Raw genomic sequence first — 15584 nt, 5'->3', positions numbered from 1 at the left:
TCGGACTCCCCCGAGGCCACACTGCGCATCCACCATTGTCCGCCAGCACCGGCGAACTCGCTGCCTCGCGCCCGGGTCGAGCCGTAACTCGCCCTGCCTTGCGGGGTGTCCGAAGCTGGAAAGGTCGGCCGGTCCCGGTCGGCTGCCCGCGGGGGGCTCAGTTCGAAGGGCCGGTGAGACGCGTGCCCCCTGTTCCTGCTCCCCCGCAGCCGGGCCTCGGGCCCCGCTCGGCGCTGCCCGGCTGGGTCGCCGTGCTGGTCTCCGCCCTGGTGGCCGCCGTGGGCTCGCTGGTGGCGATGGCGGCCGTGGCCGCACTCGGGCTGTGGCTGGCGCGCGCCGACGAACTGCCGGGTGACGGTTTCGGTGCGGTGCTGGCTGCAACGGTATTGATGTCGATGGGGGTGCCAGTCCAACTCGAGGGCAGCGCCGCCTTCGTGGCGACCGCGCAGGGCGGGATCACCGCCATCCCGCTGTCGGTCACGCTGGCGGGGGCGCTCGCTGCGGCGTTCCTGTTTCTGCGCCCGCTGCGCCGACACCCGGTGGTGGGCGGACGGGCTCTGCTCGCGCGAGTTCTCGCACTGGCAGGATGCTGGACGGTCGTGGTGCTGCTGCTCTCCTGGGCGGCGCGGCACAGTTTCACGGTGTCGACGGGCAATCCACTGATCGACCAGCTCGGCGGCGCGCTGGGCGCGGCCCCGGTCGTGGGGTTCCGGGCCGACCCCGGCCCGGCGGTCGGTTTCGGGTTGCTGTGGCTGGCGGTGGTCGTCCTGCTGGCGCTGGCCGCCTCTCGCCGCGCGCCGTTGCCGACCCGCTGGGTGCGCTGGCACGGCACGCTGCGTCCGACGGTGCACGCGGTGCTGTCGTTGCTGCTGCTGTGCGTCGGGCTGGGCCTCATCAGCGGGCTGGTCGCGACGGCAACGGGCAGTGAGCCACGGGAGACGCTCGCGGTGCTGTGCCTGGGCCTTCCAAACCTGGCCTGGATGGCGCTGGGCATCGGAATGGGCGGGTCCTGGCACGGGCATGTGGACGACAGCCTGGGCCTGCCGTTCCCACAGCCGCTGGCGGCGGTGCTGCACTCCGGAAAGAACGTGACGCTGGACCTCGGGTCGCTGGCGGAGCAGAACGGCTGGGCGTGGCTCCTGCTGCCGCTGGCATCAGTGCTGATCCTGGCGACCGGCGTGGCGGTGGCGGCCCGTTCGCGTCCGGCACTCCCGGCGTGGCGGTCGGCCGTACAACTCGCGGTGGTGCTGGCCCTGGCACTGCTCACGATCGGCCTGCTGACCCGGGTGTCGGCCGTGTACGGGCTGTCGCTGCTTGGTCTGGGAGGAACGGGCTCGACGGTGCTGGACCCAAATCTGCTCACGCTGGTCCCGCTGGCCGCAGGCTGGGGCGCCCTTGCGGGCTTCGTCGGCGGAATCCTCGCGCCACGCCTTGCCGGGCGGAGTCCCGGCACGCAGGCCCACAGTCACCCGGCGTCACCCGAAGAAGGGGCACCGCACTGACCGAGAACCGATGCAGAAACAGAAGGACAAGCGATGAGACGGGCACGGACCACTTCGACGGGGCCGGCCGGCCCGGCCCGCCCGGCGGAGGTCCGGGACGGGCGGGCGGGGCCGATGGCGGGTGCTCAGCCTTCGATGCGGTGCTGGGTCCAGAACGAGGTCAGGTCCACGGTCGTCGCGGCCTGCGCGGCGGCCTTGAACTCGGCTGTGGTGGAAACCCCGTACCAGTGCGCTGCCGCGTAGTCGTGCAGCAGCTTGGTCATCGCGGTGTCACCGATGGTGCGGCGCAGGTCGTGCAGGGCGCACTTGCCGTAGTTGTAGATGACCGTCGAGTAGCGGGAGGAGTTGGCGTCCCAGTAGGCCATCGAGTTGGTGATCTTCTCGGCGGAGGATGCCCAGGAGACGCTGCTCCAGCAGTTGGTTCCGGTGCCGCCGAGGGCGAGGTCGGTGGCGTAGTCGGTGAATGCCTCGTCCAGCCAGGGGCTGTTGTACTCGTCGTCGCCGACGATGCCGTACCACCACTGGTGGCCGATCTCGTGGGTGAGGGCGGTGGTGGAGACCAGGTCGAGCACGAAGCCGGGGTATTCCATGCCGCCGAACCAGAAGTTGTTGTCGATCACCGCGTCGAGTTCGCCGTAGGGGTAGGCACCGAAGCGCGCGGCGTGGGAGTCGACGGCGGACTTGGCGGTGGTCAGCATGGACTGCGCGCTGGACGAGCTGATGCTGCTGACGGAGTACACGTTGACGGCGACTCCGCCCGGCGAGGTGCCGGATATCTTGCTGAACGGCCCGGCCGCCCAGGCGAATTCGCGGACGCTCTTGGCGGTGGCGGTGGTGACGGTCCGTCCGCTGCTGCCGGGGGTGTCCACCGAGGTGCCGGTCGCGGGGACGAGCAGGCTGCTCGGGTGGTCGAGGGTGACCGTGTAATCGGATGCCAGCGTGTAGAAGGACTCGCCGTTGTTGGTGTACGGGTCGAGGTGCCAGCCGGCCGCGTCGCGGACGGCGAGCACGGGCAGGGCGTTGCCGATGAAGTTGAACGCGCCGTCGCGTCCGAACCGGTCCGCGCCAGAGGGGACGGCGATGGAAAGGTCGAAGCCGACGCTGCCGCTCGCGCCCTGGGCGAGCGGCGCGGGCAGGGTGACCTTGAGCGCGGTGCAGCCGACGGTGAGCGGCGCGGTGGTGCCGCCGGTCAGGTTGCTGACGGTGATCGGCGTCGTGGGGCAGCTGCCGTGGTAGTTGTCCCACAGCCGCAGGTACACCTCGGTCAGCGGGGTTGCCGAGGGGTTGGTGAAGCCGATGCTCTGGTGGCCGGACCAGTTGGCGCCGCTGGTGTCACTCGTCAGGTTGACGGTGTATCCGGTGGGTGCGGGGGTGCGGGTGCCGTCGGTGGTCGGCGGCGGGGTGGTACCGCCCGCGGAGACGTCGAGCGCCACGTCGTCCAGCACGAAGCTGGTCTGCTGTCCGGAGTCCTCGACGCCGCTGAACGAGACGCTGACGGTCTGTCCGGCGTAGGCGGATACGTCGAAGCTCTTCTTCACGTAGCCGGCCGCCGCGTCCAGGTTGGAGTAGGTGGCGAGGGTGGTGGTGCCGATCTTGGCGGTGAGTTTGTCGTATGCCGTGGTCGTGGTGGTCTCGGCCGTATCCACGTGCAGCCAGAAGCTGAGGCTGGCGCTGGTGCAGCCTGCGGGAAGGGTGACGGTCTGCGCCAGCGTGTCGGTGTGGGCCGAGCCGTAGCCGTTCAGCCAGGCGAAGGACGTTCCGCCATGGGCGCTCTGGCCTCCCCCGCTGGTGATCACGCCGCTGGACGAGGTCCACGGCGAGGTGCCGGACTCGAATCCGCCGTTCGCCACCACCTGGGTCGCTGTGCAACTCGCGGCCGCGGTGCCACTGTTGCCCTGGACGGCCTGGGCGGTGGGGGCGGCCAGGGCCGCGGTGCCGGCGGCTACCAGCACGGTGGTGCTCAGCAGCGCTGCGGCGCGGGTGGCGAGGACGCGGAGTCTGTCGCTCATCGGTGCTCCTCTCGGTTGCCAGGGTCTGTGGGGGCCCTGGCCGAGGGGCAGATTGCCAGCAAACTCTCAGGATTGATAGGTGCATGCCATCGATCGTTACGACACCCACCCTCACCGGCACGCCGCGCGCACCCGTCAGCGCGTCCCGTCCGGGTCGAACACCGGCCACGCCCACGCCGGGGGCAACGACGTTGTCTGGCGCGGCCGTTGGGGCCGGACGTCGGACGCGGCCCGCAGCGCCGCGACGAACTCCAGACAGCCGGCGTACCGGCTCTCCGACCGTTTCGCCATCGCCCGCCGCAGGACGGCGCCCACCTCACCGGAAAGGTCCGCCCGCTGCCGCAGCGCGTCCGGTGGCCGGTCGTTGTGGTGCGCCCACAGCAGCGCCAGGTCGTCGTCACGGCGGAACGGCGGACTGCCGGTGAGCATTTCGTGCACCACGCAGCCCAGGCTGTACACGTCGCAGCGCCCGTCCACCGGCTTGCCGGAGATCTGCTCGGAAGCGGCGTAGTCCAGCGTGCCGACGAACTGTCCGACGCTGGTCAGGCCGGTGAGCGACAGCGACTTCTTGGTCAGCCCGAAATCAGTGAGGTAGGCATGTTCCGGATGATCGGGGTCGGTGCCCTCGGATTCGGGTGCCAGCAGCTTCACCGCCACGGTGCGGCCCAACCGGAGGCCCTCGGCCCGGTAGACCACTGCCATCCCGCCCCGCCCGATCACGTGCTCCAGCCGGTATCCGGCGAGCGTCCGGCCGCCGAGTTCGTCCTGCCCGGCGGCGGCAAGCGGCTCTTCCCCTGTCATCGTCAACTTCCTCCGCGCTCGGCGCTGTCCCGCACTGCGGCGCCCCGTTCAGCCACGGCTGCCACCCCCACCGTCATCGCGCTCGCCCTGGCTGCCGGTGTCGCCGCCTTCGCGATCGCCGTCGGCCGCCGCGTAGCCCTGTACCTGCGCGGCGTCGCAGTAGAGCCAGCGGTCCCGTTCGAGATCGAGCGGCCAGGCGGAGGCTCCGTCGATCACGGCGCCCAGCCGCAGGTCGCGGGTGCCGTCGCGGAAGGTCTCCAGGTCGGTCCGGCCGGCCGCGTAGTCGTCGAGCAGCCGCCGGTAGTCGGCGAGGCTGCGCTCCAGAGCGGTGAGCAGCGGGCGCGGGTCCTCGCCGGCGGTGAGCGGGAAGCCGGTGGCCGGGGCCGTTGCGGGAGGGCCACCAGCAGTCGGCCGCCAACCCAAGCCGTCGAGCTATTGGAGCAGACGATCCGGGCCCAGTTCCCGCGGGCCGCGGCGAGGACGACCGGCAGCAGCGGGTCCAGTGGCACCCTGACGGCGGCCGGGCCGGGGCCGGTCCAGGTCGGCGGGCCGCCGCCGGGGACGACGTGGGTGGGGCCGGAATCTGCCAGGGGTTCCTATCGGCTACCGCCGCATCACGGCCGGTTCGTGCCGGCGCAGCAGCCGGCGACGATCAGGCCGTACAGCACGGCGAGGACGATCAGCATGCCCACGTCGAGCAACCAGATACCGGCCCGGTGGGCGAGCAGGGGATCGTCGGTGAGGCTGCCGGGAACGATGGCGTGCAGGTCGATCGTGGCGGCCATCGCGCCGAGCGCCCAGCGGGAGGGGACCAGCCAGGGGAGCTGGTTGAGCACCGGAATGTGGTCGAGCTGCAGCAATGCCCCGCAGGGCGAGGGCGAGGAAGGTCCGGTCGGCGGCGAGGGCACTGGCGTAGGGGCGGCAGAGCGTGCCGAGCTGTCGGCGCCAGCGCTGCGGCCTCGGCCCGGCAGCGGGGCGGTCTGCGGTGGAAATGCCGACGGCGGGCGTCCCTGCGCCCGGCTGTTGACAGTCACCCGGCGCCTGCCCGTCACCGGGCACCCCGGTCGATGTCGCCGGTGTCGACGAATTCCTGGAGTTCGTCGCCGACCAGGCAGAACATCGAGTGGCCGATGCCGGCCAGGTCGCCGGGCCCGACGAGGGCCCACAGCACGGGCCGGCCGTTGAGGTAGGTGCCGTTGTGGCTGGCCAGGTCGGCTATCTCGTAGCGGCCGTCGGGGCGGGCCCGCAGTTCGGCGTGGTGCTGGGAGACGGACAGGTCGCCGAGCACCAGGTCGTTGTCCGGGGCTCGCCCGATCCGGACCACTCTGGTCGGCAGCGGCCGGACCCTGGACGGCGGCCGGAGCGAGCCGGTGATGGCGGTCAGTGCGGACGGCCGGGCTTCGAGCGACGGTCCGCCGCCGGGCACCCGCTGGACGGCGGTCGGCCGCGGCAGAGCGCTGAAGGTGCAGTGCGGCCCGTCGGCGGGGCTGCCGAGGCAGAGCACGGTGCCGGGTTCGATCTCCTGGTGGACGATGCGCCGCCCGTCCGCCCAGGTACCGTTGGTGGAGCCGATGTGGTCCACGATCCAGTGACCGTCGCCGACATGAAGTCGCGCGTGGTGCCAGGAGACCCTGGGGTCGGTGAGGACGATGTCGGCAGCGGGGTCACGGCCTAAGGAGTAGGTGCGGCTCGGACTGATGACGGTCGAGTCGTCGCCAGTTTCGAGGACCAGTCTCGGCGCGGGGGCGCCGTCTCTCGCTCTCCCATACGTCGATGCTGTTCCCGGCGCCGGGCACCCGCCCGGGGGGCGGTTTTCGGCCTTCCGAGTGACAGTGGAAGACGGTCGCCACGGGTTGGGTACCTGTGGGGTCGGGACCGAGCGGCCCATAGGGCGGCGGATGGGAGCGGGTTTGTGAACACATGGGCAACCTGGACCACGCAGGGCATTCTGTCCGGCCACGGTGGCGTGAAGACCGTGGAGATTGGCGTCATCACCGGGGATCTGACGGTGCACACCATGTGGATCGAGGGCGAGGCGCGGCTGACGGTGCAGTACAGCGGGGCGCTCGACTGGTTCACCGTGGAGGGCAGCCCGGTCGCCGCGGCGGACGAGGCGGCGGCGCGCGAGGTGCACCAGCACATGGTGGAGGCGGTGAAGACGGGCGGCGGCGCGGCCGCCCCGCAGGCCTGACTCTCCCCCCGAACCCGGGCCGCGGCGGCACAATCAGGTGCGCGACGGCCCGGGTTTCGGCCTGCCCGGGCACCGAAGCCCTGCACATGCACCTGCACCCAGGCACCTGCACCAGGCAGGCCGAAACCCCGCAGACCGCCCGCCATGGCCGAGTGCCGACCCCTCGACACCCGGCGCCCCGCCGTTCGGTGACTACGGTGTGTCGCGCCGACGGGCGGATTCGACTGCTTCGGCGGCGGTCGAGCCGCGGTGGATCAGTTGCTGCCCGAGGGCTGCCAGTGCGCGTCCGACGGCGAGTTCGTCGCCGATCGCCGGGTCGGCGGGGTCCTGGGCGCTGCGATGGGCCTCGGCGTCGACCTCGATCAGGTTGACGCCGGTGTCAAGGACGGCGTGTGCCTGGGTGAGGTCGCCGACCTCGACCAGCCGCAGGCGCACGTTCCAATCGGAGGTGTGCGGTTCGGGCACCGCGGCTCGCGCGTTCACCGCTGCTCCTCCTGCTGGGGCGGTTCGGCGATCCGCTCGCCCTCCGCCGGCGGCTCCCCCCAGGCGCTCATGTTCTGGTCGGAGGTGATGCCTTCCAGGGGGTCTACGGCGCGGACATCGTCCTCGTCGCGCTGCGCCTTGTCGTTGAGCCTGTCATTCATCTCGGACATCCTCGGCTCCTCGCTGTCGGCCCCCACTGCTCCTTCCAGCCTGCTCCCGCCGAACGCTTCAGTCGAGTTCGGCCAGCAGCGGGGGGTTGACGGCGGCGAGGACGGTCCGCAGGTCGGCGTCGGCGACGGCGGGCCACAGGACGGCGCGGGCGTCCCGGTAGCGCGCGGCCAGCCGGGCGCGGTCCGCCTCGGGCAGCCGGGCGGACCGGTCGGCGCGGGAGTTGTGGGCGTTGTCGGCGATCTTGACGAGGGTCGCGGCCTGATCGGTGACGATGTCGAGCAGCATCGCCCGGTAGTCCGTCCCCGGCTCCCGGGTGACCCGGCAGACGGTGGCGACCACTCCGGCGGGGATCCCTGCGACAAGCAGATCGTCGGCGCGGGTCGGGGTGTCCTCCAGCACGTCGTGCAGCAGTGCGGCCATCTGCAGGCCGGTGCCGAACGCCGCGACGCCTGCTGCCACGGCCCGGACGTGTTCGATGTAGGGGACGCCGATCCGGTCGTACTGTCCGGCGTGGGCACGGGCGGCGAGGGCATCCACGTCGGCGAGGGTCGGCGAAGGCACGGCGGGATCCCCCTGGAATGAGCGACGATCAGGTATCGGAAAATATAGTCCGGTTGACGGAACGTCCGGTCGACGGAAAGTCCGGTCGACGGAGAGGAAGTGATCGTCCGGTGCGGGTGACCCCGATCTCCCCGGAGCGCCTGGTCGCCCTGCTCGCGGAGCGGATCCACCGGCTGCCCGGCCCCGACGATCCGGACCGCCGTCTGCGGGTGGCGATCGACGGCGCGGCCGCCGCCCGCCCGGGTGAGTTGGCGGATGCGTTGGTGGAGCCGCTGCGGCTGCTCGGCCGGCCGGTACAGCGGGTATCGGCGGGCGACTTCCTGCGTCCCGCCTCGGTCCGCTTCGAGTACGGCAAGCAGGATCCGGACGCCTTCCACGACCTGTGGCTGGACGAGGGCGCGCTGCTGCGCGAGGTACTCGACCCGCTGGAGCCGGGCGCGGACGGCCGGATGCTGCCCACCTTCTGGGATCCGGCCACCGACCGTTCCACCCGGGCCCGTTACCTGGAACTGCCGCCGCGCGGAGTGCTGCTACTGGACGGCCCGTTCCTGCTCGGCCGCTGGCTGCCGTTCGAACTCACCGTGCACCTCACCCAGTCCGCTGCCGCGCTCGCCCGCCGCACCCCCGCCGATCAGCACTGGACGCTTCCCGCCCACGAGCGCTACTGCACCGAGACCGACCCGGCCGAGCTCGCCGACCTCACCGTCCGGGTGGACGACCCGCGCCACCCGGCGCTGGTCGAGCCGGACTGACACCCCCACGTCCCGACGCCGTCCAGCGTCGGCATGCCGCCGTCAGCCGGTCGGTGCCGGGCCGCGCTGGCAGCGCGGGCACCAGTACGCGGTGCGGTCCTGCGCGTGGGTACCGGTGCGGATCGGCGTGCCGCAGCGCACGCAGTTGCGGCGGGCCCGGCCGTACACCCAGTTCTGGCAGCCGGGCCGGGTGTCGCCGGTGGTGATGTGGCCGTGCCGCAGCTTGTTGGCGTCCAGCAGTTGGTGCGCCCGGTGCAGCAGCCGGTCGAGGTCGGGCAGTTCGGCGACCGGCAGCCACGGGGTGACTCCGGCCAGGAAGCTCAGTTCGTTCGCGTAGACGTTGCCGATGCCGGCCAGGTTCCGCTGGTCGAGCAGGGCCGCGCCGACCGGGCGTTGCGGGGCGGCCAGCAGGCGGCGGCGGACTTCGGCGACGTCCCAGTCGGGGCCGAGCAGGTCGGGGCCGAGGTGGCCGACCACCCGGGCCTCCTCGGCGGTGCGCAGCAGTTGCACCACGGGCAGTCGGTAGCCGACGGCGGTGCCCTGCTCGGTGCCGAGGATCGCCCGGATCTGGAACGCCGGTCCGCTGCGCCAGCGCTCGCCGGGCCGGAACACCTGCCAGCGGCCGTCCATCCGCAGGTGGGTGTGGAGCGTCACGCCGCCCTCGAACCTGGTCAGCAGGTGTTTGCCGCGCGGCACCGTCTCCAGCACCCGGCGGCCGGTGAGGTCGGCGGTGGCGTGGGCGGGCACGCGCAGGTCCGCCACCGTCAACACCGCGCCGGCGAGCGCGCGGTTGAGCTGAGTGGCGACCAGGTAGATGCTGTCTCCTTCGGGCACGCCCCCATCATGCCGTCCGCCACGGACACCGCCCGGCCCACCCCCACCGTCTCTGCTGACAGGTAATCCCCTGGTCAGGTCACGAGTCGCTGTTCTAGGTTGGCGCGATGACGATCACTCACGAGACGGCCGGCTCCGGCCCCGCGGTACTCCTGCTGCACTCCTCCGTCTGCGACCGGCGGATGTGGGACGGCCAGTGGGACGCGCTGCGCGAGGCCGGGTACCGAGTCGTGCGGTGCGACTTCCGCGGTTTCGGGGAGACCCCCTGTGCGGACGCGCCGTACAGCAACCTGACCGACCTGGAGGACCTGCTCGACGAACTCGGCATCGACCGGGTCTCGCTCATCGGCGCCTCCTTCGGCGGCAACATGGCCGCCCGGTTCGCGGCGCTGCGCCCGGAGCGGGTGCACTCGCTGACGCTGCTCTGCCCGGGCAGCGCCACCCACGAGCCGAGCGCCGAACTGGTGGAACTGGGCGAGCGCGAGGTCGAACTGGTCGAGTCCGGGCGGCTGGACGAGGCGGTCGAGCTGATGGTGGACACCTTCCTTGGGCCCGACGCGGACGAGGCCGCAAAGGCCAAGGTCCGGGTGATGCAGCGCAACGCGTACGAGGTGCAGCTGGCGCCCGAGGAGGAGTTCCACCCGACCGAGCCCGAGGTGGACCTGCGCAACGCCGTCGCCCCCGCGCTGGTGTTCGGCGGCCGGCACGACGTGGACGACTTCCGCCGGATCGCCGTCGACACGGCGGCCGTGCTGCCCGCCGGCGAGCACCGCGAACTCCCCTGGGCCGGCCACCTGCCCGCTCTGGAGCGCCCGGCCGAGGTGGCCGAGCTGCTGATCGCCCACCTCGCCGAGGTGTGGAAGGCCTGACGCCGAACGTCAACGGCGAACCCCTCACATCCCCTCCCCCGAGTGAACATCGGCATCCCGTTCGAGCCCCAGGGCCCCACGCGCCGCCATCCGCGGGAGGTGATTGCACCTCACTTTTGCGCCTTAACAGGGCAATCGCCTCATCGCAGAACCGATTCGGCATTCGACGCCGACGCAGACGCTGCCAGACCGACATGGTCGAACAGGCCGTGCGCAGGGTTCGAAAAAAGAGGTGCACGCGTCCGATCGCCCTGCTTTGATTCCGCGTGATCAACCTCCACGAGAGGACGCACCACACCCTTGGACGGCACGATGCGCGACACCCAGCACGACACCGACCTCACCCTTACCCCGGGGGCGGAGGCAGGCGGGCCGTCGACCGTCCTGGCCCGGCTCGAGGAGTTCTTCGACGCCGTTCCCCGGTTCTCCGCGACCGCCGAGGAACACGGCCCGTTCACCCTGTTCGTCCGCACGGGGCCGGGCTGGCACTACTACGCACGTCCGCGACTCGGCGGCGACGGACCGTTCACCGCCGCCGACGTGGAGCGGGTCCGGGCCCGCCAGCGTGAGCTGGGCGCACCGGAGAGCTTCGAATGGGTGCACGAGACCTCGCCGGGTCTGCGCGCCCCGATCGAGTCTTCGGGCCTGGAGGTGCACGAGCACCCGCTGCTGGTCCTGGAGCTCGACGGCCCGTCGGCTGCCGACCCGGCTGCGGAGAACGACCCGACGGTCCGGGTGCTGACGATCGACGACCCGCTGCTGCCGAGCGCCGTCACCGTCCCGCACCTCGCCTTCGCCGACCCGGGCACCCAGGTCGGCGTGGCCGGCCCGGAGCAGCTCGCCGACGCCACCCGGACGGCGATCGCCGACGGCCAGGTGACGCGGATGATCGGCCGCATGGAGGCCGGCCGCACGGTCGTCGCCGCGATCGCCGGGCCCGACGGCCTGGCCGTCGCCTCCGGCTGCCACCAGCCGGTCGGCGACGTCAGCGAGATCGTCGCGGTGGCGACGCTCCCGTCGCTGCGGCGGCAGGGCCTGGCCCGCCGGGTCACCGCGCAGTTGGTCGAGCACGCCCGGGCCACCGGCATACGCACGGTCTTCCTGTCCGCCAGCGACGACGCCGTGGCGCGGATATACGAGAGCGTCGGCTTCCGCCGCATCGCCACCGCCCTGATCGCCGAGCCCGCCGCGGAGGCCGCCACGTCCTGACACCACACCGCCGCCGCACGGCCCGGGCCTCCCCCGGGCGCCGGCCGGCCTGCCGCCGGGATCAGCCGTCGGGCTCCGGCAGTGTCTGGTCGTCGCTGAGCAGGTCGGCCAGCAGGTCGCCCTGCTCGGCAAACCGGTCGAGCACCTCCTCCGGGCTGAACATCAGCTCGGCCGGGTCGGTGCACTGCTCCACCTCGCTCCAGCTCACCGGGGCCGACACCCCCGGAACGCTGGTGGCGCGCAGAGTGTAGGCTGCGGCGGTGGTCTTCGCCGTCGCGTTCTGCGACCAGTCGACGAACACCTTTCCCCGGCGCAGCGCCTTGGTCATCCGGGACACGACCAGGGTGGGGTGCTCGCGGGCGAGGCGTTCGGCGAGGGCGTGCGCGTAGTCGCTGACCTGCCGGGCGGGGGCGGGGCGCAGCGCGGCATACAGGTGCAGTCCCTTGCTGCCGGAGGTCTTGGGTCGGCAGACCAGGCCGTCGGCGGCGAGGGCTTCGCGGATCAGCAGGGCGACGCGGCAGCAGTGGGTGAGGTCGGCACCGGGTCCGGGGTCGAGGTCGACGACCAGGCGGTCGTGGGCGTCGGGTCCACTCTCGGCGGTCCACTGCGGCACGTGCAGTTCGAGGGCGTAGCCGTTGGCGACGGTCATCAGCGTCGGCAGGTCGTCCACGGCGACGCGCTGCTTGGGGCCTTCATGGCTGGGCGCGGTCACGGTGTGCACCCAGGCGGGCAGGCCGGGTGGCGGGTTCTTGGCGAAGAATCCCTCCTCGCCGATGCCGGAGGGGAAGCGCAGGAAGCTGGCGGCGCGGCCGCGCAGGTGCGGAAGCATCGCGGGGGCGATCTGCGCGTAGTAGTAGAGGGCCTCGCCCTTGGTCCACCCCGTGGCGGGCCAGAGGACCTTGTCGAGGTGGGAGAGGACCAGGCGGCGGCCCTCGACTTCCGTGACCTGTCGCTCGGGCATACCGTGGGAAGTCCCCGCGAAAGGGCCATGACATGCCACAGGTCACCTGGAAAGGCGTCATCACGTTCGGGCTGGTCAGCGTACCGGTCCAGCTGTATGCCGCCACGGAGGAGCACAGTGGGCCGGCCCTGCACCAGGTGCATGCGAAGGACGGCTCGCGCATCCGGATGAAGCGGTTCTGCGAGGCGGAGGACAAGGAGGTCCCGTACGGCGAGATCGCCAAGGGGCACGAGTCTGCGGACGGTCGGCAGGTGGTGCTCGACGAGGAGGACCTGGCAGAACTGCCGCTGCCGAGCAAGAAGGTGGTGGACGTGCTGGCGTTCGTCCCCGCCGAGTCGATCGACCCGCTGATGTACTCCAAGGCCTACTACGTGGCCACCGCCGACAAGGCCCCGGCGAAGCCGTACGTGCTGCTGCGGGACGCGCTGCGCGCGTCGGGGCAGATCGCGGTGACCAAGGTGACCATGCGGACCAGGGAGTCGCTGGCGGTGCTGCGGGTGCACGAGGACACCCTGGTGCTGCAGACCTGCCTGTGGCCGGACGAGGTCCGCTCGGCCCAGGGGATGGCGCCGGACGAGAAGGTGACGGTCCGTCCGCAGGAGCTGAAGATGGCGCGTTCGCTGATGGACACGCTGTCGGAGGACTTCGACCTGTCGGCGCTGCACGACGAATACCAGCTGGCGCTCCAGGAGTTGATCGACGCCAAGCTGGCCGGGGTGGAGGCACCGCACCTGGAGGAGCAGGCCGGAGGCGGCGAGGCCGAGGTGATCGACCTGATGGCGGTGCTGCGCAGCAGTGTGAAGGCCGCCAAGGGCGAACACGGCCGGGGTGCGAAGGGCGGCCGAGCGGCCGGGTCTGCGGCGGATGCCGAGGATGCGGAGGCGGCGCAGGACGCGGCCTCGGGCGGCGGTGCCGCGAAGCGGACCCGGAACGCGTCGGCGAGGCGGAGCGGGGCGGCGGCGAAGAAGAGCACGAAGGCGCCGGCCAAGAAGGCTGCCACGAAGAAGGCCGCACCCCGCAAGGCGTCCTGACGCCCCATCACTTGGGCGATTCACGCGTCCGGAGCGGGGCGTGCGGCCCCGGCTGGGGCGGAGCCGCACGGCGGTGTGCGAATGGGGGGTCCGGTCAGGAGAAGACGACGGAGCGGAGCTTGAGGCGGTCGGAGGCGCGACCGCCGGGGCGCAGCGAGTAGTACTCGCCGTCGCAGTCGGGGCCGGTGAACATGGTGGCAGTAGAGCCGGTGAGGTTCTGCGGGGCGAAGGCGGGTTCGGTGGTGTCGGGGTCGGCGACCTCGGGGAGGGTGTGGCAGACCCGGCTGTCGGGGTCGACGAGCCGGCCCTCGGCACGGTCGCCGAAGTTGTCGAAGTACGTGTAGCGGAACTCGCCGACGGCCGCGGCGGCGGGGCACGGCGTGGCGAACAGCAGGGCGAGCGAGGCGACGGCGGCGGCAGCCGTGGAACGCAGGTGCATGGGGGTGGTACGGCCTTTCCGATCGAACGCCGGGATCGACGGGTCCGTCCCGGCGCGAACTACCGTAGGGGCGGGGCCCGGTGGCGAATCGGTTCTGCGCGTACACGTCGCGCGCCGTCGCAACGGCCGTGCGGACGCCGCCCGAAGGGGTGCGCCCGGTGCCGGTGGGGTGGGCGCGGCGCGCGGGTCATTTGGGTCGCGGAGGGACGAAACGCCGGTCGCAGCACGGCGGTTCGGCACCGCGTTCGCATGTTAGAACCGGCGTGCAGCGGGCAGATGTGTTGCTACCTGGGACGTAGGGACGCGCCGGCGGGGAAGGCCGGGCGCGCCTGCCTGGCGGCGCGGAGGTGGTTGATGGACGGACCGGCACTCTCCCCGCGTGAGCTCCTGATTCTTCATCAGATCGAGGCCGAGCTGGGAAGCGATCTGGAGCTGGAGCGCGAGCTGCGCACGATGCGACCAGCACGGATGGCGCGGCTTCGGCGGTCGCTGGTGGCCCGCCCACGATCGGTGGTCGTGGTGATCGCGTGCTGTCTGGTCGTGTCGTTCGGACTTTTGGGACTGGCGGTGGCGCTGCGGGCGCCGATGCTGCTGGTCGCCGTGGTGGCGGCCTGGGGCACGGCGCTGGCGGCCCTGATGGCGCTGGCGCACTTCTGCCGGCGCGCGCGGAATCGATAGCGGGCGCACCCGCCCGCGCAGGGAGCGCGTTCGGCCGGCGCACCGCCAGAAGACGGCGGGCGCCGGCCGACCGACGTCGCCGGGCCGGAACTCCGGGAAACCGGAGCCGCAGCGTGAATCGGAGCAGCAGGGCCGCCGGATCAGACGCCGGGCAGGCCGGTCTCCACGCCGTCCAGGGCGTGCGAGCAGAGGCAGTCGCGGGTGGCGGGCAGCGATTCGAGGGCCTTGAACAGGACGGCGCGCAGGCGGTCGACGTTGCGGGCGAAGACTTTCAGCACCTCGGCGTGGGTGACGCCCTCGCCGGTCTCCACCCCGGCGTCCAGGTCCGTGACGAGTGCCAACGAGGTGTAGCAGAGGCCGAGTTCGCGGGCCAGCGCGGCTTCGGGGTGGCCGGTCATGCCGACCACGGACCAGCCGTTGGCGGTGAACCAGCGGGATTCGGCGCGGGTGGAGAAGCGTGGGCCCTCGATCACCACCAGGGTGCCGCCGTCGACCGGTTCCCAGGCGAGTGACCGGGCGGCGGCCAGCGTGGCGTTCCGGCCGTCGGGGCAGTAGGGGTCGGCCATCGCGACGTGCACCACCTCCGGCATCGAACCGTCAGGAAGGCTGCGGCCGTCGTAGTAGGTCCCCGCCCGGCCGGAGGTCCGATCGACGAACTGGTCGGGCACCAGCAGCGTTCCGGGGCCGTACTCGGGACGCAGGCCGCCGACGGCGCACGGGGCGAGGACCTGACGCACCCCGAGCGAGTGCAGCGCCCACAGGTTGGCGCGGTAGTTGATGCGGTGCGGCGGCAGGCGGTGGCCGCGGCCGTGGCGGGGCAGGAAGGCGACCCGCCGGCCGGCCGCCTCGCCGATGAACAGGGCGTCGCTGGGCGGCCCGTAGGGCGTTTCGACGTGCACCTCGGTGACGTCTTCGAGCAGCGCGTAGAGTCCGGATCCGCCGATGACGCCGAGTTCGGCGGTCGGGGTGCCGTCGGTGCGGGGCGGTTGGACGTCGGCCATGGCTCTCCTCGGCTCTGCCGGTGGGACGCAGGCCCGCCACAGCTCGAGGGGCGCGGTGGGCCTGCGACTGGGGGCGCCGCACGGTGGGCGGC

Annotated in this window: 19 protein-coding genes; 7 read left to right on the top strand and 12 right to left on the bottom strand. The window is 72.2% G+C overall.

Annotated elements, in window-relative coordinates; all coding sequences use genetic code 11:
* Positions 1-251: 251 nt before the first annotated feature.
* Positions 252-1502 carry a streptophobe family protein gene (locus ACIHEI_RS17170; protein WP_396607182.1) on the top strand — a complete coding sequence of 417 codons (1251 nt, stop codon included), beginning with the start codon at positions 252-254 and terminating at the stop codon, positions 1500-1502.
* Positions 1503-1627: 125 nt separating this feature from the next.
* Here ACIHEI_RS17170 and ACIHEI_RS17165 read toward each other — a convergent pair whose 3' ends face one another.
* From ACIHEI_RS17165 to ACIHEI_RS17145, 5 genes are all read right to left on the bottom strand, one after another.
* Entirely contained in the window at positions 1628-3511 is a 1884-nt protein-coding gene (locus tag ACIHEI_RS17165) for a M1 family aminopeptidase (RefSeq protein WP_396607181.1), read from the bottom strand.
* A gap of 135 nt (positions 3512-3646) precedes the next feature.
* On the bottom strand, positions 3647-4312 hold the full coding sequence (locus tag ACIHEI_RS17160; protein ID WP_396607180.1) for a serine/threonine-protein kinase: 666 nt from the start codon (positions 4310-4312) through the stop codon (positions 3647-3649).
* Positions 4313-4360: 48 nt separating this feature from the next.
* The gene (locus ACIHEI_RS17155; protein WP_396607179.1) at positions 4361-4735 is read right to left on the bottom strand and encodes a hypothetical protein; all 375 of its coding nucleotides are present in this window, start codon (positions 4733-4735) and stop codon (positions 4361-4363) included.
* 191 nt (positions 4736-4926) lie between these two features.
* The gene (locus tag ACIHEI_RS17150) at positions 4927-5172 is read right to left on the bottom strand and encodes a hypothetical protein (RefSeq protein WP_396607178.1); all 246 of its coding nucleotides are present in this window, start codon (positions 5170-5172) and stop codon (positions 4927-4929) included.
* A gap of 188 nt (positions 5173-5360) precedes the next feature.
* Entirely contained in the window at positions 5361-6200 is an 840-nt protein-coding gene (locus ACIHEI_RS17145) for an FHA domain-containing protein (protein ID WP_396607177.1), read from the bottom strand.
* A gap of 24 nt (positions 6201-6224) precedes the next feature.
* Here ACIHEI_RS17145 and ACIHEI_RS17140 point away from each other — a divergent pair, with 24 nt between their 5' ends.
* Positions 6225-6503 (top strand): hypothetical protein, encoded by a 279-nt coding sequence (locus ACIHEI_RS17140; protein ID WP_387648081.1) that lies wholly within the window; start codon positions 6225-6227, stop codon positions 6501-6503.
* Between the two features lie 192 nt (positions 6504-6695).
* Here ACIHEI_RS17140 and ACIHEI_RS17135 read toward each other — a convergent pair whose 3' ends face one another.
* Genes ACIHEI_RS17135 through ACIHEI_RS17125 form a run of 3 tightly spaced genes read right to left on the bottom strand, consistent with a single transcriptional unit; the run spans position 6696 to position 7718 of the window.
* Positions 6696-6986, bottom strand: coding sequence for a dsRBD fold-containing protein (locus ACIHEI_RS17135; protein ID WP_387648084.1), 291 nt, complete (start codon positions 6984-6986; stop codon positions 6696-6698).
* Positions 6983-7156, bottom strand: coding sequence for a hypothetical protein (locus ACIHEI_RS17130; RefSeq protein ID WP_392946027.1), 174 nt, complete (start codon positions 7154-7156; stop codon positions 6983-6985). Before ACIHEI_RS17130 ends, ACIHEI_RS17135 begins: the two co-directional genes overlap by 4 nt.
* Before the next feature lie 58 nt (positions 7157-7214).
* Positions 7215-7718, bottom strand: coding sequence for a phosphohydrolase (locus ACIHEI_RS17125; RefSeq protein WP_396607176.1), 504 nt, complete (start codon positions 7716-7718; stop codon positions 7215-7217).
* Between the two features lie 110 nt (positions 7719-7828).
* Here ACIHEI_RS17125 and ACIHEI_RS17120 point away from each other — a divergent pair, with 110 nt between their 5' ends.
* Positions 7829-8470, top strand: coding sequence for a uridine kinase (locus ACIHEI_RS17120; protein WP_392946023.1), 642 nt, complete (start codon positions 7829-7831; stop codon positions 8468-8470).
* A 42-nt stretch (positions 8471-8512) separates the two neighbouring features.
* Here the strand turns inward: ACIHEI_RS17120 and ACIHEI_RS17115 are convergent, their stop codons facing one another.
* Complete coding sequence (locus ACIHEI_RS17115) at positions 8513-9304, bottom strand: DNA-formamidopyrimidine glycosylase family protein (protein WP_396607175.1); 792 nt, start codon at positions 9302-9304, stop codon at positions 8513-8515.
* Between the two features lie 107 nt (positions 9305-9411).
* Between ACIHEI_RS17115 and ACIHEI_RS17110 the strand changes: the two genes are divergently transcribed.
* Complete coding sequence (locus ACIHEI_RS17110; protein WP_396607174.1) at positions 9412-10173, top strand: alpha/beta fold hydrolase; 762 nt, start codon at positions 9412-9414, stop codon at positions 10171-10173.
* 312 nt (positions 10174-10485) lie between these two features.
* Positions 10486-11382, top strand: a complete 897-nt coding sequence (locus ACIHEI_RS17105) for a GNAT family N-acetyltransferase (protein WP_396607173.1) — start codon at positions 10486-10488, stop codon at positions 11380-11382.
* Positions 11383-11443: 61 nt separating this feature from the next.
* On the opposite strand, the gene ligD is transcribed toward ACIHEI_RS17105, so the two are convergent.
* Positions 11444-12343 (bottom strand): non-homologous end-joining DNA ligase, encoded by a 900-nt coding sequence (gene ligD, locus ACIHEI_RS17100; protein WP_387648105.1) that lies wholly within the window; start codon positions 12341-12343, stop codon positions 11444-11446.
* Between the two features lie 32 nt (positions 12344-12375).
* On the opposite strand from ligD, the gene ACIHEI_RS17095 reads away from it, so the two are divergent.
* Positions 12376-13374: a Ku protein gene (locus ACIHEI_RS17095; protein ID WP_396607172.1), complete on the top strand. Its 999-nt coding sequence runs from the start codon at positions 12376-12378 to the stop codon at positions 13372-13374.
* 94 nt (positions 13375-13468) lie between these two features.
* Here ACIHEI_RS17095 and ACIHEI_RS17090 read toward each other — a convergent pair whose 3' ends face one another.
* Positions 13469-13813 carry a hypothetical protein gene (locus tag ACIHEI_RS17090; protein WP_387648111.1) on the bottom strand — a complete coding sequence of 115 codons (345 nt, stop codon included), beginning with the start codon at positions 13811-13813 and terminating at the stop codon, positions 13469-13471.
* Positions 13814-14167: 354 nt separating this feature from the next.
* Here ACIHEI_RS17090 and ACIHEI_RS17085 point away from each other — a divergent pair, with 354 nt between their 5' ends.
* A complete protein-coding gene (locus ACIHEI_RS17085) occupies positions 14168-14491 on the top strand; it encodes a hypothetical protein (protein WP_392946010.1) in 324 nt (107 codons plus the stop codon).
* A 140-nt stretch (positions 14492-14631) separates the two neighbouring features.
* On the opposite strand, the gene ACIHEI_RS17080 is transcribed toward ACIHEI_RS17085, so the two are convergent.
* On the bottom strand, positions 14632-15492 hold the full coding sequence (locus ACIHEI_RS17080; RefSeq protein ID WP_387861978.1) for an S-methyl-5'-thioadenosine phosphorylase: 861 nt from the start codon (positions 15490-15492) through the stop codon (positions 14632-14634).
* Positions 15493-15584 lie beyond the last annotated feature (92 nt).

Source organism: Kitasatospora sp. NPDC051984, assembly GCF_044593455.1.
GTDB lineage: Bacteria > Actinomycetota > Actinomycetes > Streptomycetales > Streptomycetaceae > Kitasatospora.
The sequence above is the reverse complement of the archived record's forward strand: the minus strand, read 5'-3'. Positions and strand labels throughout refer to the sequence as shown.

Coding starts and splice junctions, on each gene's coding strand:
- ACIHEI_RS17105 (WP_396607173.1), top strand. CDS start 10,486: ATGCGCGACACCCAGCACGACACCGACCTCACCCTTACCCCGGGGGCG.
- ACIHEI_RS17080 (WP_387861978.1), bottom strand. CDS start 15,492: ATGGCCGACGTCCAACCGCCCCGCACCGACGGCACCCCGACCGCCGAA.
- ACIHEI_RS17130 (WP_392946027.1), bottom strand. CDS start 7,156: ATGTCCGAGATGAATGACAGGCTCAACGACAAGGCGCAGCGCGACGAG.
- ACIHEI_RS17090 (WP_387648111.1), bottom strand. CDS start 13,813: ATGCACCTGCGTTCCACGGCTGCCGCCGCCGTCGCCTCGCTCGCCCTG.
- ACIHEI_RS17095 (WP_396607172.1), top strand. CDS start 12,376: ATGCCACAGGTCACCTGGAAAGGCGTCATCACGTTCGGGCTGGTCAGC.
- ACIHEI_RS17165 (WP_396607181.1), bottom strand. CDS start 3,511: ATGAGCGACAGACTCCGCGTCCTCGCCACCCGCGCCGCAGCGCTGCTG.
- ACIHEI_RS17160 (WP_396607180.1), bottom strand. CDS start 4,312: ATGACAGGGGAAGAGCCGCTTGCCGCCGCCGGGCAGGACGAACTCGGC.
- ACIHEI_RS17110 (WP_396607174.1), top strand. CDS start 9,412: ATGACGATCACTCACGAGACGGCCGGCTCCGGCCCCGCGGTACTCCTG.
- ACIHEI_RS17085 (WP_392946010.1), top strand. CDS start 14,168: ATGGACGGACCGGCACTCTCCCCGCGTGAGCTCCTGATTCTTCATCAG.
- ligD (WP_387648105.1), bottom strand. CDS start 12,343: ATGCCCGAGCGACAGGTCACGGAAGTCGAGGGCCGCCGCCTGGTCCTC.
- ACIHEI_RS17145 (WP_396607177.1), bottom strand. CDS start 6,200: ATGGGCCGCTCGGTCCCGACCCCACAGGTACCCAACCCGTGGCGACCG.